Origin of the sequence: Burkholderia sp. MSMB2157WGS (genome assembly GCF_001532755.1) — a bacterium.
GTDB lineage: Bacteria > Pseudomonadota > Gammaproteobacteria > Burkholderiales > Burkholderiaceae > Burkholderia.
This window is the reverse complement of sequence record NZ_LPJG01000010.1, coordinates 179,199-202,566: the sequence shown is the minus strand read 5'-3', so window position 1 is coordinate 202,566 and position 23,368 is coordinate 179,199. Positions and strand designations below refer to the sequence as shown.

The 23,368-nt window shown below is 69.9% G+C and carries 22 protein-coding genes; 8 read left to right on the top strand and 14 right to left on the bottom strand.

Annotated features, from left to right (window positions below; all coding sequences use genetic code 11):
• Positions 1 to 79 precede the first annotated feature (79 nt).
• Both dalD and WT53_RS04550 read right to left on the bottom strand, forming a co-directional pair.
• The gene (gene dalD / locus WT53_RS04555; protein WP_060258628.1) at positions 80 to 1,474 is read right to left on the bottom strand and encodes a D-arabinitol 4-dehydrogenase; all 1,395 of its coding nucleotides are present in this window, start codon (positions 1,472 to 1,474) and stop codon (positions 80 to 82) included.
• Between the two features lie 192 nt (positions 1,475 to 1,666).
• Positions 1,667 to 2,578, bottom strand: coding sequence for a LysR family transcriptional regulator (locus tag WT53_RS04550; protein ID WP_034208246.1), 912 nt, complete (start codon positions 2,576 to 2,578; stop codon positions 1,667 to 1,669).
• Between the two features lie 97 nt (positions 2,579 to 2,675).
• On the opposite strand from WT53_RS04550, the gene mdlC reads away from it, so the two are divergent.
• From mdlC to WT53_RS04530, 4 genes are all read left to right on the top strand, one after another.
• Positions 2,676 to 4,283, top strand: a complete 1,608-nt coding sequence (mdlC, locus tag WT53_RS04545) for a benzoylformate decarboxylase (protein ID WP_034208245.1) — start codon at positions 2,676 to 2,678, stop codon at positions 4,281 to 4,283.
• A gap of 29 nt (positions 4,284 to 4,312) precedes the next feature.
• Positions 4,313 to 5,764, top strand: coding sequence for an aldehyde dehydrogenase family protein (locus tag WT53_RS04540; protein ID WP_034208244.1), 1,452 nt, complete (start codon positions 4,313 to 4,315; stop codon positions 5,762 to 5,764).
• 14 nt (positions 5,765 to 5,778) lie between these two features.
• Positions 5,779 to 6,723 (top strand): ketopantoate reductase family protein, encoded by a 945-nt coding sequence (locus tag WT53_RS04535; RefSeq protein WP_034208243.1) that lies wholly within the window; start codon positions 5,779 to 5,781, stop codon positions 6,721 to 6,723.
• Between the two features lie 258 nt (positions 6,724 to 6,981).
• The gene (locus WT53_RS04530; protein ID WP_034208242.1) at positions 6,982 to 8,388 is read left to right on the top strand and encodes an MFS transporter; all 1,407 of its coding nucleotides are present in this window, start codon (positions 6,982 to 6,984) and stop codon (positions 8,386 to 8,388) included.
• 20 nt (positions 8,389 to 8,408) lie between these two features.
• On the opposite strand, the gene kynA is transcribed toward WT53_RS04530, so the two are convergent.
• The 3 genes from kynA to kynB form a co-directional block, all read right to left on the bottom strand.
• Positions 8,409 to 9,341, bottom strand: a complete 933-nt coding sequence (kynA, locus tag WT53_RS04525) for a tryptophan 2,3-dioxygenase (protein ID WP_034208241.1) — start codon at positions 9,339 to 9,341, stop codon at positions 8,409 to 8,411.
• A gap of 90 nt (positions 9,342 to 9,431) precedes the next feature.
• Positions 9,432 to 10,685 carry a kynureninase gene (gene kynU / locus WT53_RS04520; protein ID WP_373558441.1) on the bottom strand — a complete coding sequence of 418 codons (1,254 nt, stop codon included), beginning with the start codon at positions 10,683 to 10,685 and terminating at the stop codon, positions 9,432 to 9,434.
• Between the two features lie 26 nt (positions 10,686 to 10,711).
• Positions 10,712 to 11,365, bottom strand: coding sequence for an arylformamidase (gene kynB, locus WT53_RS04515; protein WP_034208239.1), 654 nt, complete (start codon positions 11,363 to 11,365; stop codon positions 10,712 to 10,714).
• 129 nt (positions 11,366 to 11,494) lie between these two features.
• Here kynB and WT53_RS04510 point away from each other — a divergent pair, with 129 nt between their 5' ends.
• The gene (locus WT53_RS04510; protein WP_006477992.1) at positions 11,495 to 11,995 is read left to right on the top strand and encodes an Lrp/AsnC family transcriptional regulator; all 501 of its coding nucleotides are present in this window, start codon (positions 11,495 to 11,497) and stop codon (positions 11,993 to 11,995) included.
• On the opposite strand, the gene WT53_RS04505 is transcribed toward WT53_RS04510, so the two are convergent.
• The 4 genes from WT53_RS04505 to WT53_RS33335 all read right to left on the bottom strand — a co-directional run bounded on the left by WT53_RS04505 (position 11,982) and on the right by WT53_RS33335 (position 15,171).
• On the bottom strand, positions 11,982 to 12,491 hold the full coding sequence (locus WT53_RS04505; RefSeq protein ID WP_034208238.1) for a flavin reductase family protein: 510 nt from the start codon (positions 12,489 to 12,491) through the stop codon (positions 11,982 to 11,984). The genes WT53_RS04510 and WT53_RS04505 overlap by 14 nt on opposite strands.
• A 279-nt stretch (positions 12,492 to 12,770) precedes the next feature.
• Complete coding sequence (locus WT53_RS04500; RefSeq protein ID WP_034208237.1) at positions 12,771 to 13,436, bottom strand: hypothetical protein; 666 nt, start codon at positions 13,434 to 13,436, stop codon at positions 12,771 to 12,773.
• The gene (locus tag WT53_RS04495; RefSeq protein WP_034208236.1) at positions 13,433 to 14,839 is read right to left on the bottom strand and encodes a selenium-binding protein SBP56-related protein; all 1,407 of its coding nucleotides are present in this window, start codon (positions 14,837 to 14,839) and stop codon (positions 13,433 to 13,435) included. Before WT53_RS04495 ends, WT53_RS04500 begins: the two co-directional genes overlap by 4 nt.
• The gene (locus WT53_RS33335) at positions 14,836 to 15,171 is read right to left on the bottom strand and encodes a hypothetical protein (RefSeq protein ID WP_155294476.1); all 336 of its coding nucleotides are present in this window, start codon (positions 15,169 to 15,171) and stop codon (positions 14,836 to 14,838) included. The genes WT53_RS04495 and WT53_RS33335 overlap by 4 nt, the downstream gene beginning before the upstream one ends.
• 231 nt (positions 15,172 to 15,402) lie before the next feature.
• Between WT53_RS33335 and msrA the strand changes: the two genes are divergently transcribed.
• Positions 15,403 to 15,963, top strand: a complete 561-nt coding sequence (gene msrA / locus WT53_RS04490; protein WP_059578436.1) for a peptide-methionine (S)-S-oxide reductase MsrA — start codon at positions 15,403 to 15,405, stop codon at positions 15,961 to 15,963.
• A gap of 28 nt (positions 15,964 to 15,991) precedes the next feature.
• On the opposite strand, the gene WT53_RS04485 is transcribed toward msrA, so the two are convergent.
• The 3 genes from WT53_RS04485 to pdxH all read right to left on the bottom strand — a co-directional run bounded on the left by WT53_RS04485 (position 15,992) and on the right by pdxH (position 19,300).
• Positions 15,992 to 17,290: a DUF72 domain-containing protein gene (locus WT53_RS04485; protein WP_060258625.1), complete on the bottom strand. Its 1,299-nt coding sequence runs from the start codon at positions 17,288 to 17,290 to the stop codon at positions 15,992 to 15,994.
• Between the two features lie 23 nt (positions 17,291 to 17,313).
• Positions 17,314 to 18,534, bottom strand: a complete 1,221-nt coding sequence (locus WT53_RS04480) for a cyclopropane-fatty-acyl-phospholipid synthase family protein (protein WP_034208233.1) — start codon at positions 18,532 to 18,534, stop codon at positions 17,314 to 17,316.
• Positions 18,535 to 18,655: 121 nt separating this feature from the next.
• Positions 18,656 to 19,300: a pyridoxamine 5'-phosphate oxidase gene (pdxH, locus tag WT53_RS04475; RefSeq protein ID WP_034208232.1), complete on the bottom strand. Its 645-nt coding sequence runs from the start codon at positions 19,298 to 19,300 to the stop codon at positions 18,656 to 18,658.
• Positions 19,301 to 19,428: 128 nt separating this feature from the next.
• Here pdxH and tcdA point away from each other — a divergent pair, with 128 nt between their 5' ends.
• Entirely contained in the window at positions 19,429 to 20,286 is an 858-nt protein-coding gene (gene tcdA, locus WT53_RS04470; RefSeq protein WP_034208231.1) for a tRNA cyclic N6-threonylcarbamoyladenosine(37) synthase TcdA, read from the top strand.
• A gap of 103 nt (positions 20,287 to 20,389) precedes the next feature.
• Here tcdA and trxA read toward each other — a convergent pair whose 3' ends face one another.
• Complete coding sequence (trxA, locus tag WT53_RS04465; RefSeq protein ID WP_034208230.1) at positions 20,390 to 21,238, bottom strand: thioredoxin; 849 nt, start codon at positions 21,236 to 21,238, stop codon at positions 20,390 to 20,392.
• Positions 21,239 to 21,290: 52 nt separating this feature from the next.
• Positions 21,291 to 22,172 (bottom strand): pirin family protein, encoded by an 882-nt coding sequence (locus tag WT53_RS04460; protein ID WP_034208229.1) that lies wholly within the window; start codon positions 22,170 to 22,172, stop codon positions 21,291 to 21,293.
• 280 nt (positions 22,173 to 22,452) lie between these two features.
• Between WT53_RS04460 and WT53_RS04455 the strand changes: the two genes are divergently transcribed.
• The gene (locus tag WT53_RS04455; RefSeq protein WP_179948989.1) at positions 22,453 to 23,331 is read left to right on the top strand and encodes an EamA family transporter; all 879 of its coding nucleotides are present in this window, start codon (positions 22,453 to 22,455) and stop codon (positions 23,329 to 23,331) included.
• The last annotated feature ends 37 nt before the right edge of the window (positions 23,332 to 23,368 follow it).

Below are 23,368 nucleotides of genomic sequence, written 5' to 3'. Positions count from 1 at the left end.
CCGCTACTTTAGCCGTGCCGCACGGCATGTGCCAAGCGGGTTCGCCCGGCTGCGCGGCCGGGCGCCGGCACGCGCGTGGTCAGCGCGCCGCGAGCCATGCGTCGACGCGCGCGAGCCCGGTGCGCAACGCGTCGAGCAGCGCCGCGTTGCCGGCCAGCGACCCCCAAAGCGCGCGGTTGGCGCACAGCGCGACGACCGGGTCGTCGGCGTCGACGATCGCACGCGCGACGCTGTCGTCCATCACGCCGTCCTGGTACGCATACGGCAGCGTGCCGCGCGCCCAGCGCTCGAGAAAGCGCAGGAACAGCGCGGGCAGCACGGCGGTGGCGACCGGCGCGGCGCCGCGCGCGAACGATTCGACGAGCGTCGGCGCGATGAAGCCGGGGATCTTCGAGAAGCCGTCGGCCGCGACGCGCTGGTTCGTGTCGAGCACGTACGGGTTGCCGAAGCGCTCGAGCACGACGTCGCGGTAGCGCGCGAGATCGAGCGGGCTCGGCGTGAGGCACGGGATCACGTCCTGCGTCACGTAGTCGTGCGCGAAGCGGCGGATCGCCGCGTCGTGCGTGCCTTCGTGGATATACGCATGGCCCGCGAGCGTGCCGGCCCATGCGATGCAGCTGTGCGTCGCGTTGAGGATGCGGATCTTCGCTTCCTCGTACGGATGGACGTCGTCGACGAGTTCCGCGCCGGCCAGCTCCCAGCGCGGCCGGCCGGCCGCGAAGCGGTCCTCGATCACCCACTGGATGAACGATTCGCCCATCACCGGGCACGCGTCGTCGACGCCGGTGGCCGCGCGCGCGCGCTCGCGCACGTCGGCGGTCGGACGCGGCGTGATGCGGTCGACCATCGCGCTGGGCGTCGCGACGTTCGCATCGAACCACGCGATGAGGTCCGTTTCGCCGCGCCGTTCGAGGAATTCGCGCATCCCCGCGCGAAAGCGGGCGCCGTTGTTGCGCAGGTTGTCGCAGCTTTGCAGCGTGAGCGGGCCGGCGCCGCGCCGCACGCGTTCGGCGAGCAGCGCCGCGAGCGCACCGTACAGCGTCGTGCGCGCGCCCTGCAGGTCGGCGCCAAGATCGGCGTTCGCGAGGTCGAGCCGGTCGTGTTCGTCGAGGTAGTAGCCGCCTTCGGTGACGGTGAACGACACGATCCGGCACGCCGGATCGGCGCCGGCGTCGATCAGCGCGGCGAGATCGATCGACCACGGCAGCACGCGCGTGATCGAACGGATCGTCTCGTAGGCGCGTTCGCCTTGCGGCGTGACGGTTTCGAGCGTGTACGCGCCATGTTGCGCAGCGAGCGCATCCATCGTCGCGCGCATGTCGTCGCGGATGTTGCCGACGGTCAGCGACCAGCGTTCGTCGGCCGGCACGGCCGCGTTCACGCGATGCAGATACCACGCCTGGTGCGCGCGGTGAAACGAGCCCGCGCCGATGTGCAGCAGCACGGGCGCGCGGGCGGAGGGCGAGTCGCTCATCCGGTGTCTCCTGTTCCTGCCTGTCTATCCTGTCGAATGCGATCATTTGCTCTTTGTGTGAGCGAATGATCGTATTCGGGCGAACGAAAGTCAAGGCTGGGACACGGCATTTCGATGGTGCGCTGCGGCGCGGGCGGGGAGGGCACGCGGGCAGGCACGCAGGCAGGCGCGACGCAGCCGGCGAAAAGAGCGTCAGCACCCCTCGCGCGTGAGTGCGACGAGTTCGTCGAGCAGCTTGCCGGCCGGCCCCGGCAGGATCCCGTGGCGGCGCCGGAATGCGGTGAGCGTGCGCACCGCGACGACTTCGCGCACGGGCAGCGTGTCGATCGTGCCGGCGCGCCGTTCGGCGCCGTACATCGGCTCGGCCATCCAGCAGAGGAATCCCGCATGTGCGACCAAGCTTTTCAGCGTCGTGACCGAGCGCGTCTCGACCGCGATGTCGGGCAGCGGGAGGCCGTGTGCGTCGAAGGTCGCGCGCATGTGGTCGAACGGCGCGGTGCCCCGCGGCGGAATCGCCCAGCGCGCGTGCAGCGTATCGGCGAGCGTCGGCGGGCGGCCGAGCGCGCGCAGCGGATGGTGCGGCGCCGCAACGATATGGCTGCGGTCCTCCCAGCGGCATTCGGGAATCGCGACGATCTCGTCGGTATCGGGCCCGTGCGCGGACAGCGCAAGGTCGATCTCGTGCTTGATCAGCCCTTGCGCGAGCCGGTCCCACACGCCCTCGATGATTTCGACGCGCAGGTTCGGCCAGCGGTCGAGCACGCGGCCGACCGCGACCGGCAGCACGAGGCTCGCGATGCTGCCCACCGTGCCGACCTTGATCGTGCCCTTCGCGAATCCGCGCATCGCGTCGAGCTCCTCGCGCGCATGTTCGGCCTCGTGCTGCAGCAGCGTCGCGTGCGGCAGCAACGCCTCGCCGAACGCGGTGAGCTGCACGCCCTTCGAATGGCGCTCGAACAGCGGCGCGCCGACCTGCTCCTCGAGCCGCTTCAGGATCCGGCTCAGCGCCGGCTGCGTGACGTGCAGCGCATCGGCCGCGCGGCCGAGGCTGCCGCACGCGACGATCGTCGTGAAGGCACGCAGTTGTCGGAGATCGAAAGTCATGCCGGAACGTAATGGCTTTTCGCAGAAAATACAGTATCGGTGAATGGCTTGCGCTTCGATACTGTGGAAACCGCCAAGCCATCGAGGAGCGCCGAGCATGTCCGGCCATTCGCCCCTTTCCGCCGCATCGATCACCGTTCGCGATGCGGTGATCGACTTGCTCCGCCAGTTCGGGATCGACCGCGTGTTCGGCAATCCCGGCTCGACCGAGCTGCCGATGTTCCGCGACTTTCCCGACGATTTCCGCTACGTGCTCGGCCTGCACGAAGCCGTCGTGGTCGGGATGGCCGACGGCCATGCGCAGGCCACCGGCAATGCGGCGGTCGTCAACCTGCATTCGGCGGCGGGCGTCGGCAACGCGATGGGCAATCTGTTTACCGCGTTCAAGAACCGCACGCCGCTGATCGTCACCGCGGGCCAGCAGGCGCGCGCGATTCTGCCGTTCGATCCGTTCCTCGGCGCGACGCAGGCCGCCGAACTGCCGAAGCCGTACGTGAAATGGAGCATCGAGCCCGCTCGCGCGCAGGACGTGCCGGCCGCGATCGCGCGTGCGTACCGCATCGCGATGCAGGAGCCGCGCGGCCCCGTGTTCGTGTCGATCCCGGTCGACGACTGGGACCAGCCGGCCGAACGGCTGCCGCGGCGCGACGTCAGCCGCATCGTGCGGCCCGATCCCGACGCGCTCGCGCGGCTCGGCGACGCGCTCGACGCCGCGCGGCGCCCGGCGTTCGTGGTCGGCGCGGCCGTCGATCGCGCGGGGGCGTGGGACGACGCCGTGCGTCTCGCCGAGCGGCACCGTGCGCGCGTGTACGTCGCGCCGATGTCGGGGCGCTGCAGCTTTCCCGAGGACCATCCGCTCTTCGCCGGTTTCCTGCCCGCGATCCGCGAGAAGATCGTCGCGCGGCTCGCCGGGCACGATCTCGTGTTCGCGTTCGGCGCGCCCGCGTTCACCTATCACATCGAAGGCTTCGGTCCGCACGTGCCGCCGGGCGCGACGCTCGTGCAGCTCGTCGACGATCCCGGCGTCGCCGCGTGGACGCCGTCGGGCGATGCGGTCGTCGGCAACCTGCGGCTGTCCGCGCGCGATCTCCTGGCGCGGCCCGCGCCGCCCGAGCGGTCGATGCCCGCGCCGCGCCCGCCGCACGTCCGTGTCGGCACGCCCGCCGCCGGCGAGCGCATGTCGGTCGCGTTCGCGCTGCAGACGCTCGCCGACGTGCGCGACGCGCAGGACATCGTCGTCGAGGAGGCGCCGAGCGCGCGGTCGGTGATGCAGGAACATCTGCCGTTCACGCGCAGCGGCACGTTCTACACGATGGACAGCGGCGGCCTGGGTTACGGGATGCCGGCCGCCGTCGGCGTCGCGCTCGCGCAGCCGGGCCGGCGCGTGATCGGGCTGATCGGCGACGGCTCGAGCCTGTATTCGATCCAGGCGCTGTGGAGCGCCGCGCAACTGAAGCTGCCGATCACGTTCGTGATCCTGAACAACCGGCGTTACGCGGCGCTGCAGGATTTCGCGCCAGTGTTCGGCTTCGGCCCGGGCGACCCGGTGCAGGGCACCGATCTGCCCGACCTGGATTTCGTCGCGCTCGCGCAAGGGATGGGCTGCCGCGGCGTGCGCGTCGCCGATGCCGCACGCCTGCGCGACACGCTGACCGACGCGCTGCGGGCCGCGACGCCGGTCGTCGTCGAAGTCGAGATTGCCTGACGCGCCGCGCGCGTCTTTCCGGAGATGCCATGCAAACCGTAGCGATGCTGATCGGCGGCGAACGCCGCCACTCGTCCAGCGGCGCGACCTTCGTGCGCCGCAACCCGCTCGACGGCGAAATCGCGTCGGCCGCGCCCGCGGGCACCGTCGACGATGCGCGCGCGGCGGCCGACGCGGCCGCGCGTGCGTTTCCCGAATGGGCCGCGCTCGGCCCCGGCGCGCGACGCGCATGGCTGCTGAAGGCGGCCGCCGCGCTCGAAGCGAAACACGAGCAGTTCGTCGCCGCGATGGCGGCCGAGACGGGCGCCTCCGCGCTGTGGGCCGGCTTCAACGTGAAGCTCGCGGCGAGCGGTCTCGTCGAGGCCGCGTCGCTCACCACGCAGGTCGGCGGCGCGCTGATCCCGTCCGACGTGCCCGGCTCGCTCGCGATGGGCGTGCGGCAGCCGGCCGGCGTCGTGCTCGGCATCGCGCCGTGGAACGCGCCGGTGATTCTCGCGACGCGCGCGCTCGCGCTGCCGCTCGCATGCGGCAACACGGTCGTGCTGAAAGGCTCGGAACTGTGCCCCGTCACGCACGGGCTGGTCGTCGAGGCGCTGCAGGAGGCCGGGCTGCCGCCGGGCGTCGTCAACTTCGTGACGAACGCGCCCGACGACGCGGGCGCCGTCGTCGACGCGTTGATCGCGCATCCGGCCGTGCGCCGCGTGAATTTCACCGGCTCGACGCGAGTCGGGCGGATCGTCGCCGAAGCCTGCGCGCGCCATCTGAAACCGTCGGTGCTGGAACTCGGCGGCAAGGCGCCGTTCGTCGTGCTCGACGATGCCGATCTCGACGCGGCGGTCGCCGCGGCCGCATTCGGCGCATTCGCGAATTCCGGACAGATCTGCATGTCGACCGAGCGCATCGTCGTCGACGCATCGATCGCCGATGCATTCGTCGCGAAGCTCGCCGCCAAGGCGGCATCGCTGCCGCTCGGCGACCCGCGCCACGGGCCCGTCGTGCTCGGCTCGCTGATCGACGCGAAGGCCGTCGAGCGCTGCAACGCGCTGATCGACGACGCGCTCGGGCACGGCGCGACGCTGCTGTGCGGCGGCAAGGCCGACAGCACGCTGTTTCCCGCGACGCTGCTCGATCGCGTGACGCCGGCGATGCGCATCTATGCGGAAGAATCGTTCGGCCCGGTGAAGGGCATCGTGCGCGTCGACGGCGAGGACGCCGCGATCCGCTGCGCGAACGACAACGCGTTCGGGCTGGCGTCGGCCGTGTTCAGCCGCGACGTCGCGCGGGCGCTGCGTGTCGCCGCGCGCATCGAATCGGGCATCTGTCACGTGAACGGCCCGACCGTGCACGACGAAGCACAGATGCCGTTCGGCGGCGTGAAGGACAGCGGTTTCGGCCACTTCGGCGGCCAGGCCGGCATCGCCGCGTTCACCGACCTGCGCTGGATCACCGTGCAGACGGCGCCGCGCCACTATCCGTTCTGACGAGGCCGCCGACGATGAGAATCGCGATTCTGGGCGCGGGCGCGATGGGCTCGCTGTTCGGCGGGCGGCTCGCCGAAAGCGGCGAAGCCGTCACGCTGATCGACGTGAACGATACGCATCTCGATGCGATCCGTCGCGACGGGCTGCGCATCGACGACGATCGCGGCGAGCGGCGCATCCGCTCGCTGCAGGCCGTGCGGCCGGAGGCCGCGAATGTGCACGCGGCCGCCGCGCCCTACACACCGTTCGACCTGCTGATCGTTTTCACGAAATCGCTGCACACGCGGGCGGCGCTCGACGGCGTGCGCGCGCTGCTGACGGCGGGCACGTTCGTGCTGACGCTGCAGAACGGGCTCGGCAACGTCGAGACGCTGAATGCGTTCGTCCCGCTCGAGCGCATCCTGGTCGGCGTGACGACGTGGCCGGCCGATGCGGCCGGTCCCGCGCACGTGCGCTCGCACGGCGCCGGCACGATCCGCATGATGACGGCCGACGGCGTGGCGCGCCCGTTCGCGACGGCCGTGGCCGACGCGTTGTCGCGCGCGGGGCTCGCGTGCACGCTCGATCCCGACGTGTGGGCCGCGATCTGGGAGAAGGTCGCGTTCAATGCGGCGCTCAACCCGCTGTGCGCGGCGACGGGCTGCACCGTCGACCAGCTCGGCCATCGTCACGACGGTCCGCGGCTCGCGCTGGCGATCGCGGCCGAGACCGCCGCCGTCGCGCGCGCGAAGGGCATCGCGGTCGACGGCGAACGCATTGCGCGCAACGTCGAGCATGCGATCCGCGAACATCGCGGCCATCGCCCGTCGATGCTGCAGGACGTGCTCGCGGGCCGCCGCACCGAGATCGACGCGATCAACGGCAAGGTCGTCGCGGCCGCGCGCGAAGCGGGCGTCGCGGTGCCGCATGCCGAGACGCTGCTCGCGCTCGTCCGGCTGATCGACGCACGGACGAACTGAGCAGCAGGCCGGCGGCCGGCTGGCGCCGCGTGACGATACGGATGCCGCGCACGCGGGGCGATGGCGTCGGATCGTAAAGGGCAGGACAGGACGCCGGCGCCGATGCATGCGCGCCGGCCGACTGCGCAGCACGAGATCCGGGCACGCGTGTGCGCCAGCCCGGACAACAGGAGACGCCATGAAAGCCATCGAATACCGTTGTCTTGCCGCGCGCCGTTCGCGCACGTTGCCGCCGACGTGCGGCGCCCGGGAGGTCGCATGAGCACGCGCGACCCACTGGACGGACGGCTGCCGGCGTCGGTCGACGTCGGCACGACGCTCGACGACGGGCCGTTCACGGCGATGCAGCGCGGCGTGGTGCTGCTCGCCGCGCTCGCGATCGTGCTCGACGGCTTCGACGGCCAACTGATCGGTTTCGCGATTCCCGTGCTGATTCGCGAATGGGGCATCACGCGCGGCGCGTTCGCGCCGGCCGTCGCGGCGGGGCTGATCGGAATGGGTATCGGCAGCGCGTGCGCGGGGATCGTCGCGGATCGCTTCGGCCGCCGCCAGGCCGTGATCGGCAGCGTGTTCCTGTTCGGCATCGCGACCTGCGCGATCGGGTTCGCGCCCGACGTCGCGACGATCGCGATGCTGCGCTTCTGTGCCGGGCTCGGGATCGGCGGCGCGCTGCCGACGGCCACCACGATGACCGCCGAATACACGCCCGCGCGGCGCCGCACGATGATGGTGACCGCGACGATCGTCTGCGTGCCGCTCGGCGGCATGCTGGCCGGCCTGTTCGCGCACGAGGTGTTGCCGCACTACGGCTGGCGCGGGCTGTTCTTCGCGGGCAGCGCGCTGCCGCTCGTGTTCGGCTTCGTGCTCGTGCGCGCGTTGCCCGAATCGCCGCGCTATCTCGCGCGGCGCCCCGCGCGCTGGCCGGAACTCGGCGCGCTGCTCGCGCGGATGCAGCGGCCGGTCGCGCCCGGCGCCGTGTTCACCGATACGAAGGACGCCCGCGCGCCCGGCAGCCGCGGCGGCTTCGGCGCACTGTTCGCGAGCGGCCACGCGCGCGACACGATCGCGCTGTGGTGCGCGTTCTTCATGTGCCTGCTCGCCGTGTACGCCGCATTCAGCTGGTTGCCGACGATGCTCGCGGCGAGCGGGTTGAGCGTGTCGGTCGCGGGCTCGGGACTCACCGCGTACAACCTCGGCGGCGTGGTCGGCGCGCTGCTGTGCGCATGGGCGATCGCGCATGCGGGGTCGCGCTGGCCGCTCGCGCTGTGCAGCATCGGCGGTGCGGCGAGTGCGGTATGGCTGATGGGCGTCGATGCGAGCCGCCATACGGGCTGGCTGATCGTCGGGCTCGGCTTGCACGGGCTGTTCGTCAACGCGGTGCAGTCGACGATGTATGCGCTGTGCGCGTACATCTACCCGACGGCCGTGCGCGCGACGGGCACCGCGAGTGCGCTCGCGTTCGGCCGGCTCGGTGCGATCTTCAGCGCGTTCGCGGGCGCGATCGTGATCACGGCGGGCGGCGCGGGTGCCTACCTGACGATGCTGGCCGTTGCGATGGGTGTGGTCTGCGTCGCGCTGCTCGCGGTGCGGCGGCACATTCCGCGGCTGTCGCGCGCGCATGCGCCGCCGTGCGAAGGGGAGGAGCTCGCGCGGACGTCGTCGTGACGGCGCCCGCGCGACGGGCGTTACAGCGTGGTGCGCACGTGCCAGAGTTCGGGGAACAGCACGACGTCGAGCATCTTGCGCAGGTACGGCGCGCCGCTCGTGCCGCCGGTGCCCTGCTTGAAGCCGATGATGCGTTCCACCGTCGTCACGTGACGGAAGCGCCACTGGCGGAACGCGTCCTCGAGATCGACCAGTTCCTCGGCCATCTCGTACAGTTCCCAGTGCTGCTGCGGATGACGATAGACCTCGAGCCACGCGGCTTCGACCGTTTCGTCGTGACGCATCGGCTGCGTCCAGTCGCGATCGAGCCGCTCCGGCGCGATCGAAAACCCGCGCCGCGCGAGCAGGCGCACGACCTCGTCGTAGAACGACGGCGCCTCGAGCGTCGCGCGCACCTGTTCGAGGATATCGGGCCGGTGCGCATGCGGCTGCAGCATCTGCGCGTTCTTGTTGCCGAGCAGGAATTCGAGCTGGCGATACTGATACGACTGGAAGCCCGACGACTGGCCGAGATACGGCCGCATCGCCGAATACTCGGACGGCGTCATCGTCGACAGCACGTTCCACGCCTGCACCAGTTGCTCGAGGATGCGCGACACGCGCGCGAGCATCTTGAACGCGGGCGGCAGCGCGTCGGTGCGCACCGCATCGAGCGCGCCGCGCAGCTCGAACAGCGCGAGCTTCATCCACAGCTCGCTCGTCTGATGCTGGATGATGAACAGCATCTCGTTGTGATCGGGCGACAGCGGATGCTGCGCGTCGAGGATCGCATTCAGCGACAGGTAGTCGCCATAGCTCATCGACTTCGAGAAATCGAGCTGCGCGTCGTGCCAGCCGCCTTCGGCGGCATCGCCCGGCACGTGCGGCGCTTCGTGCGCGGCTTGCGCCGGCTGGGCGGCGCGTGCGCCCGAGAACGGACAGCCAGCCGGCGCGTCGCCGCCGGGGGGCTGCATATGACCAGAATTCACGACTTTCTCCAGATTTGAATGACGAACGCGCGGCGCGCGCACCGCATGCAACTGCGGCGCGCCGCGCAGAACCGCTCAGGTCACCGCGCCGCGTTCGGCGAATTCGGGCGCCTTCCACGCGTCGGTGGCGAGGATGTCGCGCAGCGTCTCGACCGCATCCCATACGTCGGCGAAGCGCGTATAGAGCGGCGTGAAGCCGAAGCGCAGCACGTACGGCTCGCGGTAGTCGCCGATCACGCCGCGCGCGATCAGCGCCTGCATCACTTCGTAGCCGTGCGGATGCTCGAAGCTCGCCTGCGAGCCGCGCTGGTGATGCGCGCGCGGCGTGACGAGCTTCAGCGACAGGCCCGCGCAGCGTTCCTCGACGAGCGCGATGAACGCGTCGGTCAGCGCGAGCGACTTGCGGCGGATCGTCTGCATGTCGGTCTGCAGGAACACGTCGAGCCCGCATTCGACCATCGACATCGACACGATCGGCTGCGTGCCGCACAGGAAGCGCGCGATGCCCGGATCGGGCGCGAAGCCCGGCTGCATCGCGAACGGCGCGCGATGGCCCCACCAGCCCGACAGCGGCTGCGAGAAATGCGCGAGATGGCGTTGCGGCACCCACACGAACGCGGGCGAGCCGGGGCCGCCGTTCAGGTACTTGTACGTGCAGCCGACCGCGCCGTCCGCGCGTGCGCCGTTCAGGTCGACCGGCACCGCGCCGGCCGAGTGCGCGAGATCCCACAGCATCAGCGCGCCCGCGTCGTGCACGAGCTGCGTGACGGCCCGCATGTCGTGCATGTAGCCGGTGCGGTAGTTCACGTGCGTGATCATCGCGACGGCAGTGTCGGCGCCGAGCGCGTCGGGCAGGTCGGCCGGATCGTCGATCAGGCGCAGCTCGTAATGGCCGCCGAGCTGCTCGATCAGCCCTTGCGCGATGTACAGATCGGTCGGGAAGTTCGAGCGTTCCGACACGATCACGCGGCGCTCGGGCGCACGCTCGGCCTGATGGCGCAGCATCGCCGACAGCAGCTTGAACAGGTTGATCGAGATGGTGTCGGTGACGACCGTCTCGCCGGGCGCGCCGCCGATCAGCGTCGCGAGCTTGTCGCCGAGGCGGCGCGGCAGCGCGAACCAGCCGGCCGTGTTCCAGCTGCGGATCAGGCCTTCGCCCCATTCGGCGCCGATCACCTGCTGCGCACGGGAAGCCGATGCGCGCGGCTGCGCGCCGAGCGAGTTGCCGTCGAGGTAGATCACGCCGTCGGGCAACGAGAACTGGTCGCGCAGCGGGGCGAGCGGGTCGTCGCGGTCGAGCGCGAGCGCGTCTTCACGGGTCTTGATCATCATGATGGGGGTCGTAGGTCGGGTAATCAGGAAGCCTGCGAGGAAGCCCGCGCGGGCAGCGCGCGCAGCACCGCGCGCACGGGGCTCGCGTCGAGCGTCGCGAATTTCAGCGGCAGCGCGATCAGTTCGTAGTCGCCGGCCGGCACGTCGTCGAGCACGATCCCTTCGAGGATCGCCATCCGGTGCGCGCGTACGCGGCGATGCGCATCCATCGTCTTCGATTCCTGCGGGTCGAGCGACGGCGTATCGATGCCGATCAGCTTCACGCCGTGCGCGGCGAGCAGGTCGACGGTGTCGGGCGCGACCGCGCAGAAGTCGCTGTCCCATTGCTCGACGCTGGCGTGCGCGTACGTACGCAGCAGCACGCGCGGCGGCACGCCGTCGAGCGCGGCCGCGACGTCGGCCGGCCGCACGACCGGCGATGCGCCGATGCAATGGATCACGCGGCACGGGCCGAGATAGGTGTCGAGCGGCACCGCGCCGATCGGCGCGCCGTCGGCGTCGTAGTGCAGCGGCGCGTCGCAGTGCGCGCCCGTGTGCGGCGACAGCGTCAGGCGTGCGACGTTGACCGGCGAACCGGCCTCCATCCGCCACACGCGTTCGACGGAAACCGGCGTATCGCCCGGCCACACTGGGGTGGCGGGGCTGACGGGCGGCGAGATGTCCCAGAGTGTGTCCATGGCATGACGAATCGTGAGTCGATCCTTCGAATGATAGGTGGACACTCGCAGAAAGTGCTTGCGAAATAAACATGGACAATCCGCCGGATTGGCAGATAATTCGACTCAGAGGGAAAACGGGGACCAAAAATGCACGCGATCACGCTCGATGCCACCGACTGCCGGATTCTGGCGGTACTGCAGGAGGAGGGCAGAATCAGCAATCTCGACCTGGCCGAACGCATCTCGCTTTCGCCGTCCGCCTGCCTGCGCCGCATGCGTCTGCTCGAGGAGCAGGGCGTGATCGAGCACTATCGCGCGTGCCTGAGCCGCGAGAAGCTCGGCTTCGAGCTCGAGGCGTTCGTGCAGGTGTCGATGCGCAACGAAGAGAATCAATGGCACGAGCGCTTCGCGGAAGCGCTGCGCGAATGGCCGGAGGTGGTCGGCGCGTTCGTCGTGACCGGCGAGAGCCACTATCTGCTGCGCGTGCTCGCGCACAACCTCAAGCACTATTCGGATTTCGTGCTGAACCGGCTCTACAAGGCGCCGGGCGTGATGGACATCCGTTCGAACATCGTGCTGCAGACGCTGAAGGACGAAGCCGGCGCGCCGGTCGGCCTGGCGCGCACGGGGGCGATCAAAGCGGTGTGAGGCCGTGGAAGCCGCCGCCGTGGAACACGAGCGGCGGTGCCGTTTCCGATACCGCGCGCACGCCGCAGCGTTCCACTTCGCCGACGAAGATCACGTGGTCGCCTTCGTCGTAGCGGCTGCGGTTGTGGCATTCGAACCACGCGAGCGCGCCGTCGAGCACGGGCATTCCCGAGTTGCCGGCCGCGTGCGCGATTCCTTCGAAGCGGTCGCCCTTGTAGGTCGAGAAGCGTTTGCACAAGTCGAGTTGCGACGCCGCGAGCACGTTCACCACGTAATGGCTGTTGCCGCGGAACACGGGCGTCGACGCCGATTTGTGCGCGAGGCTCCACAGCACGAGCGGCGGATCGAGCGACACCGAATTGAACGAGCTGGCGGTGATGCCGATCAGCTGGCCGGACGGCGCCTGCGTGGTGATCACCGTCACGCCCGTCGCGAACTGGCCGAGCGCCTGCCGGAAGGCGGCCGAGTCGAAATCCGGCGGATTGGCGTGGCTCATCGGGCAGCCATCCGGAACGGAACGGGCGGGCGCGGCACGCCACGGGTGTGACGGGCGCGGCGGACGAAAGGCGACGAGGCGGTCGATGAAGAAGGGGTGCGCATGGCCCGATTTTAGCGGAATCGGGGCCGCCGGGCCCGCTCGGGCGGCGCAGCGCGACGGGAGGGTGACGTAGCGAACACTGCGGCGCGCGGCCGGCGGCGCCGTTCTGTCGCGTTTTTCAGCGGTGCTGCCGCTCATGCCGACGCCGTGCCGTCCCGCCCGGCATCGCCGCCCGTGCTATCGCGCCGCCGCCAGCCCGAGCGACAACGCGCCCGTCACGATCAGGCTCGACGCCCATACCGCATCCAGATTGAACCAGCTCCGCGACACGAACTTCAGCCCGAGATAGCGGTACACGAGCCACGCGAGCCCGCCGCCGGCGGCGATCATCGCGGCCGCGTGCACGGCCGCGACGACGAGCGCCATGCCGAGATGCGCATCGACGAGCGCCGCGGCCGCGCGATGGCCGGCATCCCGGTCGAGCCCGCACAGGCCGAGGTAGATCGGCACCAGCATCAGCCCCGCGCCGTGCGCGAGTGCGACCGCGAACGACCACAGGCCGAGCCGCGCCGGCGGAATCCGCGCGAGCGCCCGCGGATGCCGGCGCCGGATCAGCAGCGCCGCGCCGAAGCCGATCACGAGTGCGCTCGCGCCGATCCGGATCGTCGACTGCCAGGCGAGCAGCGCCGCAAGCAGCCCGAACGGCAGCATCACCGCGAAGACGGCGAGCGCATGACCGAGCGCGAGATAGCCGAGCGCGGCGACGAGCGCGGCGCCGCGGCGCGTCATCAGCGCGTTCGACACCGCGAGCGGCCAGCCCATCGCCGGGTTCAGCCCGTGATAGACGCCGCTCGCGAGCACGGCCGCCCACCACGCGAACGGCACGTGAAGGCCGGCGCTCAACGCTTGACCGACGGATAGCAGAACGAATCGGTCGAGCAGTCGCCGCCTTCGAGCCGGATCTGGTGCGCGCGGTAACCGTCGGGGAATTCGACCCAGTAGTCGTCGGCGAGCGTCAGCCCGCCGTCCGGCCCCGCGTGCGCGAGCACCTGCGCGGCCGGCACGCCGTCCGGATAGAACTGATCGTCCCACGTCGAATAGAGCGAGTTGGTCCAGTACACGCGCCGGCCGTCGCGGCTGATCTCGACCATCTGTGGGCCGCCCGCGAACGTGCGGCCGTTCGGGTGCGGCGCACGGCGCGCGATGCCGCCGATGCGTACCGACCCGGCCAGCACCGGGTGGTGCGGATCCGACACGTCGTACTGGCGCATTTCGCCGGTGCCCCAGCACGACACGTACAGGAACCGGTCGTCGAGCGACAGATCGATGTCGGTCACGAGCGGCGGCACCGCGCCGAATCCTTGCAGCAGCGGCGGCAACGCGTCGGCCGCGGCCGGCTCGGCCGGGATCGTCGCGGTCTTCTTCGCATGGAACTTGCCGCCTTCGCGCCACCAGGTCCAGATCGAACCTTCGAGGTTGGTCGTATCGACCACGACGCCGACGAATCCGTATTCGCGCACCGGGTCGTGCGCGGGCCGCACCTCCAGCGCCATCTGGTGCTGCGCGCCGAGATCGATCGTCTGCACGTTGCGGCGCGCGCGCAGGTCCCAGAAATGCAGCCGGTGCCCGTACTTGTTCGCGAGCAGATCCTCGGGAACGATCCCGTTCTCGAATTGCGGCGGCAGCGCCCATTCGCTCGACACCATGTAGTCGCGCGGCAGGTTCCACCAGAAGTCGTAATGCTTGTCCTGCGGGCCGCGGTCGATCTCCCAGCGGCCGAGCACGTCGAAGGTCTCGCAATCCATGATGAAGATGCCGGGCGCGCCGTCGGTGCCGTCCTTGCCCGCACCGCCGAGCGTGCTCACGTAGATGCCCTCGGGGCCGCAATGCACGGTGTGCGGCCGCGAGTAGCCGGTCTTCGCGAAGATCTCGTCGGGTTCGATGATCTTGTGGATGCGTGCCTGCGTCGGATGCGGCTTCGTATCGATCACGTAGATGCGCGACGAGCGCAGGCCGGGGATGATCAGGAAGCGGCGCTCGAGGAACGCATGGCCGGTGAGCGGCGACAGCGACGACGAACACGCGTTCCAGCCGAAGTGGTGAAACTCGTCGCCGGTGTTCGGCATCGTCACCGTATGCACGATCTTGCCGTACGTCGACGAACCGGGCTTCACGTCGATCACGGCGAGCGCGTCGGGTCTGGAAAAATCGGGGCTCAGCAACAACGTATATGCGAATGCTTCGGCCGGCGCCTGCATCGCGAGCTCGGGCGAAGCGTGAAACGTCGGGTCGGGCCGCATGCTCATGGTGATGTCCTCTCGATGGTGTCGGATCGTGGGCGCACGGCCGCCGTCCGTCGCGTGCGTGCGGGCTGCGATTGCCGCGCGACGCGCGTCATGCCGGCGGCGCGCTCGGCGAGCCGGCACGCGTCGGCGGCGCGCGCGATGCCGTGCATCAGGTCGTGAAAGCGGGAAAAGGCGAAAGGCTGTCGCGCGGCGCCCGCGGTGAAACGGGTACGCGCGATCGCGATGGCGCGATCGACGTATCGGCGACCGGGCCCGCGACGCAGGCGATGTCTGTTAAGGCATGCATATCGATGTTCCAGCAGATGGGGTTGGCATCGGGGGCGGGCATGCATCGGACGCTGCGCGTTCGCGACGGGTTGGCCGTCGCGTGCGCGTGCCTAAGTGTAGACGAGAAACCCGCGGCGGGTCGCGTGCGGCGCCTGGCCGATCTGCCAGGTTCGCGCGCGAGTGAGATACTTGACGAAGTGCCGTTGCCGTCCGCGTCGCGGGCGGGCGACGGCGACGCGAAACGGTGGCGCCGGCGCCTGCGCGCCGGCTGCCGTCATCCACGAGGGACTGATTTCATGGGGAACGAGATGCTTGAAACCGCGACGCTCGGAGGCGGGTGTTTCTGGTGCACGGAGGCCGTGTTTCTCGACGTCGACGGCGTGACGGCCGTCCAGTCGGGTTACGCGGGCGGCCATACGCGCAATCCCGGCTATCGCGACATCTGCGAGGGCGACACGGGGCACGCGGAAGTCGTCAACGTGACGTTCGATCCGGCGCGCATCGGCTATCGCGAGATCCTCGAGATCTTCTTCGCGACGCACGATCCGACCCAGTTGAACCGGCAGGGCAACGACGTCGGCACGCAGTACCGGTCGGTCGTGTTCACGCATTCGGATGCGCAGCGCGACACGGCGCTCGACGTGATCCGCGAACTCGAGCGCGAACAGGTGTTCGGTCAGCCGATCGTCACGCAGGTCGTGCCGCTCGACGGCAACTACTGGCCGGCGGAGGACTATCACCAGAACTATTACGCGCGCAACCCGGGGCAGGGCTATTGCTCGGTCGTGATCGGGCCGAAGCTCGCGAAGTTCCGGCAGAAGTTCTCGCACCGGCTGAAGTCGCTGCGCGGCGCGTAAGCGCGGGCATGGCCGGCGCAAACCGGCGTCACGCCGCCTCGTTGCGCCACTGCGCGCACGCGGCGGCGATTTCGCGTGCGAGCGCGATGCACGACAGCGGCGCGGAGCCTTCCGCCTTGTTGTTGATCGTGATGATCACCGGCTGCCCGGCCAGCGCATAGCGCGCGGCCAGTTCGGCGAGTGCCGAGCGCGTGGCCGGATCCTCGTCGACGAGCTTGTCGAACGGCTCGTATTTCGCTTTCGCCTGTTCGTACTTGAAGCCGCCGTGCAGGCTCCAGCGCACGATCAGCGGGCCCGGCGCGTCGCCGTCGAGCAGCGCGAGCGCGGCGGCCTGGCGCAGCGGGTCGGGCATCCGCGCGTGCAGGCCGACGCAGTAGCGCACGCCGAGCGCGGCCAGCGCGCGGATGAAGCGCGGCGTGAGCAGGCTCGCGTCGCGGATCTCGATCGCGTAGCGCGTGCCGTCGGCGTCCGGCGGCAGCGGCGGCAGCGCCGCGAAGAACGCGGTGAGCCGGTCGATCAGCGCGGCCGGCTCCGCGAGGAGTTGATCGGGCAGCGGCGAGAACTGGAACACGAGCACGCCGGCTTTGCGGCCGAGCCCGTCGAGACAGGGCTGGACGAATTCGCGGGTCGCGAGCGGCGCATCGAGGAAGGTCGGGTTCGGCCCGGACGGCTCGCCGCGCCGGCCGCGGATCACCGCGTCGGTCACCGCGGCCGGCGCTTTCACGACGAAGCGGAAATCGTCGGGCACCTGTTGCGCGTAGCGCAGATAGTCGGCCACCGACAGCGGCCCGTAGAACGACCGGTCGAGGCTCACGCTCCTGAGCAGCGGATGGGCGCCATACGCTTCGAGCCCTTCGCGCGACAGCTTCGTCTGCGCGAAATCGCCGTCGTAGACGATGCCGTTCCAGCCGGGGAAATACCACGACGACGTGCCGAGCCGCACGTTCGGCGGCAAGCCGGCCGCGACGTCGGCCACGTCCGCCGAGACCGGCGCGGGCGGCACGCCGCGCTGGCGGCGGCCTTTCTTCGGCGTGGCGACCGGCGGGGACGGTTCGTCCCACAGCAGACCGGACGACGGGGCAGGCGTGTCGTCGGCGGCGGGGCGGGAAGTCGTGCGGGCGGGCGGCGCCGGTTGCGCGTCATTTGGCGCGTCCGGCGTCACGTGCGCTTCGGGGCCGGCGGGGCGAGCGCCGTCCGCGGGCGATGCACGTGGGGCGTGCGTCGGCACGCCGAACAGGTCGAATTGTCCGTCGGCGTGCGACTCGTTGGCGTCGTCGTGCTGCTGTCGTTGCGGCGGCGCCTTGCGCCGCGTCCTGCCGTCACCCATGCATGCCCAGCGTGAGGCGCCGCCTAGCGCGGCAGCGCGTGTTCGTACATGTAGCGCCGCGACCACGGCAGCGTTTTCGCGCTGCGTCCGGCCTTGCGGCACACGATCTGGAAGATCGACACGTCGTCGTGCTCGAACGCATACGCGCAGCCGGCAAGATACACGCGCCAGATCCGGAATTTCTCGTCGTCGACGAGCTTTCTCGCTTCTTCGGCTTTCGCTTCGAAGTTTTCCGTCCAGATATCGAGCGTGCGCGCATAGTGCCGGCGCAGGCTTTCGACGTCAACCGCCTCGAGCCCGCCGCGCTGCGCCGCTTCGAGCGCCAGGCTGATGTGCGGCAGCTCGCCGTCCGGGAACACGTAGCGATCGATGAATTCGCCGCCGCCGAGCGCCGTTTCGCCGCTTTCCGCGTCGGTCGACGTGATCCCGTGGTTCATCGCGATGCCGTCGTCGGTCAGCAGCTCGCGGATGCGCGAGAAATAGAGCGGCAGGTTCTTGCGGCCGACGTGCTCGAACATCCCGACGCTCGTGATGCGGTCGAACTGGCCTTCGATCTCGCGGTAATCCTGCAGACGAATCTCGATCCGGTCTTCGAGCCCCGCGGCCTTCACGCGCGCGGTCGCGAGGTCGAACTGGTTCTGCGACAGCGTCACGCCGAGACACGTCGCGCCGAACTTCTGCGCGGCGCGCAGCACGAGCGCGCCCCAGCCGCAGCCGATGTCGAGCAGACGCTGGCCGGGCTCGAGCCGGATCTTCGTCAGGATGTGGTCGATCTTCTTGATCTGCGCGGTGGCGAGATCCTCGTCGCCGTTCTCGAAGTACGCGCACGAGTACACCATGTTCTCGTCGAGCCACAGCTGGTAGAACTCGTTCGAGACGTCGTAGTGGTACTGGATCGCCTTCTTGTCGGTGCTCTTCGTGTGATTGAAGTAGCGCTTCACGCGGGCGAGCTTGCTCGCGCTCGTCACGGTGCTGCGCGCGAGCGAGTAGCCGATGTTGATGATGTCCGACAGCTTGCCTTCGATGTCGATCTTGCCCTTCACGTACGCCTCGCCGAGATTGTCGAGGCTCGGTTCGAGCAGCAGCGGCAACGCCGATGCGCTGTTCACCTTCAGCGTGACCTGCGGCGCGCTGAAGGTGCCGAAATCGAGCTGTTCGCCGTTCCACAGCACGAGGCGCGCCGGTATGTTCGCCTTCGCCCGTACTTCGTCCGCCCACTGTGCCAGCTTCTTTTCCCAGAACATTTGGATTCTCCGTTTGTTCGTTGAATCGAATACAGCCAAGTATCTTGACCGGCGCCCGCCGCTTGCCGCGCGGGCGCCCGGATGCAACACGAGACACGGCCGGCACGCGCCGGCGGCGCGCTTACGGCGACAGGCGCGAGATCGTCCAGCCCGACGCCGCCGCGGCGTCGCGCGTATAGAGCAGGCGGTCGTGCAGCCGCGACGGGCGCCCCTGCCAGAACTCGATCGAGTCGGGCACGAGGCGGTAGCCGCCCCAGTGCGGCGGGCGCGGCGGGTCGTCGCCGTAGCGCTCGCTGACGGCCCGTTCGCGCGCTTCGAGCGTCGCGCGGCTGTCGATCACGGTGCTCTGCTCCGACGCCCATGCGCCGATGCGCGAGCCGAGCGGGCGCGACGCGAAATAGCGGTCGCTTTCTTCCGCGCTGGTTTTCTCGATCCGGCCTTCGATGCGCACCTGGCGTTCGAGCTCGATCCAGTAGAACAGCAGCGCGGCTTGCGGATGCACGGCGAGATCGTGGCCCTTGCGGCTTTCGTAATTGGTGAAGAAGACGAACCCGCGTTCGTCGACGCCCTTGATGAGCACGATCCGGGCCGACGGCCGGCCGTCGGCGCCGACGGTCGCGAGCGTCATCGTGTTCGGCTCGGGCAGCTTGGCGGCGAGCGCCTCCTTGAACCAGCGATCGAACTGGGCGAAGGGGTCGGGGGCGGCATCGGCCTCGTCGAGCGAAGCACGCGAATAGTTGATGCGGAGATCGGCGAGAGTCGTCATGTTATGCAAACGCTTCAATCGAGGGCCAGTATAGCGAACGCACGAGAATCGTGCGTGCACAGTGGCGCGTGCGAGCGGGGAGTTCAGGCAAAATAGAGGGCTGCACGACTTACGTTTTCCTTGCTGCCATGTCCTCCGCCGATGCTGTCCCGCCCAGTTCTTCCGATCTTACCCCGACCCCGGAAATCCGGCTTGACGTGGATCGCGCGCGGCGTTTCGGCGGCGTCGCGCGCCTGTACGGCGCGCCGGCCGCCGCTGCGTTCGAGCGGGCGCACGTCGCGGTGATCGGGATCGGCGGCGTCGGGTCGTGGGCGGCCGAGGCGCTCGCGCGCAACGCGGTCGGCACGCTGACGCTGATCGATCTCGACAACGTCGCGGAAAGCAACACGAACCGGCAGGTCCATGCGCTCGACGGCAATTACGGCAAGCCGAAGGTCGACGCGATGGCCGAGCGGATCGCGCTGATCGATCCCGCGTGCCGCGTGAACCGGATCGAGGATTTCGTCGAGCCCGACAACTTCGACGCGCTGCTCGGCGGCGGTTTCGACTACGTGATCGACGCGATCGACAGCGTGCGCACGAAGGTCGCGCTGATCGCATGGTGCGTCGCGAAGCGGCAGCCGTTGATCGTCGTCGGCGGCGCGGGCGGCCAGCTCGACCCGACGCGCATCCGCATCGACGATCTCGCGCTGACGATCCAGGATCCGCTGTTGTCGAAGGTGCGCGCGCAGTTGCGCAAGCAGCACGGTTTTCCGCGCGGGCCGAAGGCGCGTTTCAAGGTCAGCGCCGTGTATTCGGACGAGCCGCTGATCTATCCGGAAGCGGCGGCCTGCGACATCGAGGACGGCGCGGAGCCGTCCGCGGCCGCGCACGTCGCGGGGCTCAACTGCGCGGGCTTCGGTTCGAGCGTGTGCGTGACCGCGAGCTTCGGGTTCGCGGCCGCCGCGCATGCGCTGCGGGCGATCGCGGCACAGGCGGCCGGCTGAGCGCGCGGCGCGCGGGCAGGGCAAGACGATGCCGCGGCGCGGGTGACGTGCCGCGCGCGATACGGCGATGCGGCCGGGCCATCGCGGCCCGGCCGGGCGCGCATCAGTTGAGCGCCATGCTCAGCTTGCGTCGCCACGCGGCGACGAGGTCGGGGCGATCGCCGGCCAGTTCGAACACCGAGATCATCGTGCGGCGGCCGAGGTCGTCGCCGTAGGCGCGATCGCGCGTCACGATTTCCAATAACTGTTCCAGCGCGCCTTCGTACGCGCGTCGCGCGATCAGGCTCTGCGCGAGATCGAAGCGTGCGTCGAGATCGGCCGGATTCGCCGCGATGCGCGCTTCGAGCGCGTCGGTCGGCGGCAGGTCGGCCGTGGCGTCGAGCGCGTCGAAACGGGTCTTGATCGCCTGATAGCGCGGGTCGCCGTTCTGCACGGTTTGCGGCGACAGGCGCTCGGTCTCCGCGCGCGCGGCGTCGACCTCGTTGCGCGCGAGCTGCAGCTCGATCAGGTCGAGGCGCGCGTCGTCGTAGCCGGGGTTCAGCGCGAGCGCCGCTTCGAGGTGCGCGCGCGCATCGTCGAAGCGCTGTTCGGCCATCGCGTACTGCGCGGCGCGGCGCTCGGCTTCCTCGGCGGCCGGCAGCAGCCGGTCGAGGAACGCGCGCAACTGGCCTTCGGGCAGCACGCCGACGAACTGGTCGACCGGGCGCCCGTCGGCGAACGCGATCACGTGCGGGATGCTGCGCGTCTGGAAGTGCGCGGCGAGTTCCTGGTTCTCGTCGACGTTGACCTTCACGAGCTTCCAGCGGCCTGCGTAGTCGGCTTCGAGCTTTTCCAGCAGCGGGCCGAGCGTCTTGCAGGGGCCGCACCACGGCGCCCAGAAGTCGACCAGCACGGGCGTGTCCAGCGACGCCTCGATGACGTCTTTCTCGAATGTGGCAAGCGTGGTGTCCATGGCGTTCTCTTCCGTTCGAATATCGTCAGGATGGGGGTGGCGCGCCGCTTTTTCAACGCGGCTTCGATTCGGGCAGCGGAATCCACTCGGTTTCGCCCGGCACCTTGCCCATCTCCTGGCGCGTCCAGGCCGCTTTCGCACGCTCGATCGCGTCGCGGCTGCTCGCGACGAAATTCCACTCGATGAAGCGTTCGCCATCGATCCGGTCGCCGCCGAGCAGCATCGCGCGTGCGCCGCTGCCGCTCGTCAGCGTGACCGTCGCGCCCGGCGCGAGCACGGCCATCCGTTCGGCCGGCACCGGCGTGCCGTCGATCGCGAGCTCGCCGTCGACCACGTAGACCGCGCGCTCCTCGTGCGACGCATCGAGTTCGAGCCGGCCGCCGGCCGCGAATTCGGCCGCGACGTACAGCGTGCGCGAGAACGTCGTCACGGGCGAGCGCAGCCCGAACGCGTCGCCGGCGATCACCGTCAGCGACACGCCGTGTTCGTCGCGCTTGGGCAGCGTGTCGGCCGCATGGTGCTCGAACGACGGCTCGGTCGTCTCGTGCGCTTGCGGCAGCGCGACCCAGGTCTGGATCCCGTGCACGGTGTGGCCGCTGGCGCGCTGCGCGTCCGGCGTGCGCTCCGAGTGGACGATGCCGCGGCCGGCCGTCATCCAGTTCACGTCGCCCGGCACGATTTCCTGTCGTGAGCCGAGGCTGTCGCGGTGCAGGATCGCGCCGTCGAACAGGTAGGTGACCGTCGCGAGGCCGATGTGCGGATGCGGGCGCACGTCGAGCCCCGTGCCGGCCGGCAGCACGGCGGGACCCATGTGATCGAAGAAGATGAACGGGCCGACGAGGCGTGCGGCGAGCGCGGGCAGCGTGCGGCGCACCTGCAGGTTGCCGATGTCGCGCACGTGCGGCTTGAGCAGGGCTTTGATCGAGTCGGTCATGGCGGGCCTCGTGGGAACGGCTGGATTGCCGGTCATTGTACTGGCGGCGCGGCGGCGCGCGTGACGGGAACGCGAAACGCGCGCGGTGCGATGCGTCCGCGGCAGGCATGCGTCGTGCGGTATCCACCGCGTTGCACAAGCCGCTGCACGGGCCGATGCGCATGCCGCTGCGCACGCCGCCGATTCCATGCGCGCCGCGCGGGTATCGGGCCGGACCGCGAAACCCGGTAGACTGACCGGCTTCACGACAACGATTCGACAATCGAAGGAGACGCCGATGATGGCCCCCAAGGACTTGCTGCTCGCACTGGTCGTGATCCTGGCGTGGGGCGTGAACTTCGTCGTGATCAAGGTCGGCCTGCACGGCATGCCGCCGATGCTGCTCGGCGCGCTGCGCTTCACGCTCGCGGCCGTGCCCGCGGTGTTCTTCGTGCGCCGGCCGCAGATTTCGTGGCGGCTGCTGATACTGTACGGCGCGACGATCCAGCTCGGCCAGTTCGTGTTCCTGTTCACCGGCATGTACGTCGGCATGCCGGCCGGCCTCGCGTCGCTCGTGCTGCAGTCGCAGGCGTTCTTCACGCTGGTGTTCGCGATGCTGTTCCTCGGCGAGCGGCTGCGCGTGCAGAACCTGATCGGGCTCGCGATCGCCGCGGGCGGGCTCGTCGTGATCGCCGCGCAGGGCGGCCGCGCGATGACGCTCGCGGGCTTCCTGCTGACGATCTGCTCGGCCGCGATGTGGGCCGTCGGCAATATCGTCACGAAGAAGGTCGGGCGGGCGAACCTCGTGTCGCTCGTCGTGTGGGCGAGCCTCGTGCCGCCCGTGCCGTTCTTTCTGCTGTCGCTGTGGTTCGAAGGGCCGCAGCGGATCGCGACCGCGCTCGCGGGCCTGGACGGCGCGTCGATTTTCGCGGTCGTCTATCTCGCGTTCGTCGCGACGCTGCTCGGTTACGGGCTGTGGAGCCGCCTGCTGTCGCGCTACCCGGCCGCGCAGGTCGCGCAGTTCTCGCTGCTGGTGCCGATCGTCGGGCTCGCGTCGTCGGCGCTGCTGCTCGACGAGCATCTGACGCAAGCGCAGCTGATCGGCGCCGCGCTCGTGATGGGCGGGCTCGTGGTGAACGTGTTCGGCGGGAAACTGCTGAGCCGCGTCGCGGCGTCGTGACGCGCCGGCACGCGCTGCGTGCCGGCGGCAGGGAACG

What these genes read in the sequence shown, in the direction of transcription:
- trxA (WP_034208230.1), bottom strand. Translation starts at nt 21,238, where the DNA reads ATGGACACCACGCTTGCCACATTCGAGAAAGACGTCATCGAGGCGTCG.
- WT53_RS04535 (WP_034208243.1), top strand. Translation starts at nt 5,779, where the DNA reads ATGAGAATCGCGATTCTGGGCGCGGGCGCGATGGGCTCGCTGTTCGGC.
- WT53_RS04550 (WP_034208246.1), bottom strand. Translation starts at nt 2,578, where the DNA reads ATGACTTTCGATCTCCGACAACTGCGTGCCTTCACGACGATCGTCGCG.
- kynA (WP_034208241.1), bottom strand. Translation starts at nt 9,341, where the DNA reads ATGCAGCCCCCCGGCGGCGACGCGCCGGCTGGCTGTCCGTTCTCGGGC.
- WT53_RS04540 (WP_034208244.1), top strand. Translation starts at nt 4,313, where the DNA reads ATGCAAACCGTAGCGATGCTGATCGGCGGCGAACGCCGCCACTCGTCC.
- WT53_RS04480 (WP_034208233.1), bottom strand. Translation starts at nt 18,534, where the DNA reads ATGTTCTGGGAAAAGAAGCTGGCACAGTGGGCGGACGAAGTACGGGCG.
- kynU (WP_373558441.1), bottom strand. Translation starts at nt 10,685, where the DNA reads ATGATCAAGACCCGTGAAGACGCGCTCGCGCTCGACCGCGACGACCCG.
- pdxH (WP_034208232.1), bottom strand. Translation starts at nt 19,300, where the DNA reads ATGACGACTCTCGCCGATCTCCGCATCAACTATTCGCGTGCTTCGCTC.
- msrA (WP_059578436.1), top strand. Translation starts at nt 15,403, where the DNA reads ATGGGGAACGAGATGCTTGAAACCGCGACGCTCGGAGGCGGGTGTTTC.
- tcdA (WP_034208231.1), top strand. Translation starts at nt 19,429, where the DNA reads ATGTCCTCCGCCGATGCTGTCCCGCCCAGTTCTTCCGATCTTACCCCG.
- WT53_RS04530 (WP_034208242.1), top strand. Translation starts at nt 6,982, where the DNA reads ATGAGCACGCGCGACCCACTGGACGGACGGCTGCCGGCGTCGGTCGAC.
- WT53_RS04455 (WP_179948989.1), top strand. Translation starts at nt 22,453, where the DNA reads ATGGCCCCCAAGGACTTGCTGCTCGCACTGGTCGTGATCCTGGCGTGG.
- WT53_RS04505 (WP_034208238.1), bottom strand. Translation starts at nt 12,491, where the DNA reads ATGAGCCACGCCAATCCGCCGGATTTCGACTCGGCCGCCTTCCGGCAG.
- WT53_RS33335 (WP_155294476.1), bottom strand. Translation starts at nt 15,171, where the DNA reads ATGCATGCCCGCCCCCGATGCCAACCCCATCTGCTGGAACATCGATAT.
- kynB (WP_034208239.1), bottom strand. Translation starts at nt 11,365, where the DNA reads ATGGACACACTCTGGGACATCTCGCCGCCCGTCAGCCCCGCCACCCCA.
- dalD (WP_060258628.1), bottom strand. Translation starts at nt 1,474, where the DNA reads ATGAGCGACTCGCCCTCCGCCCGCGCGCCCGTGCTGCTGCACATCGGC.
- mdlC (WP_034208245.1), top strand. Translation starts at nt 2,676, where the DNA reads ATGTCCGGCCATTCGCCCCTTTCCGCCGCATCGATCACCGTTCGCGAT.
- WT53_RS04460 (WP_034208229.1), bottom strand. Translation starts at nt 22,172, where the DNA reads ATGACCGACTCGATCAAAGCCCTGCTCAAGCCGCACGTGCGCGACATC.
- WT53_RS04485 (WP_060258625.1), bottom strand. Translation starts at nt 17,290, where the DNA reads ATGGGTGACGGCAGGACGCGGCGCAAGGCGCCGCCGCAACGACAGCAG.
- WT53_RS04495 (WP_034208236.1), bottom strand. Translation starts at nt 14,839, where the DNA reads ATGAGCATGCGGCCCGACCCGACGTTTCACGCTTCGCCCGAGCTCGCG.
- WT53_RS04510 (WP_006477992.1), top strand. Translation starts at nt 11,495, where the DNA reads ATGCACGCGATCACGCTCGATGCCACCGACTGCCGGATTCTGGCGGTA.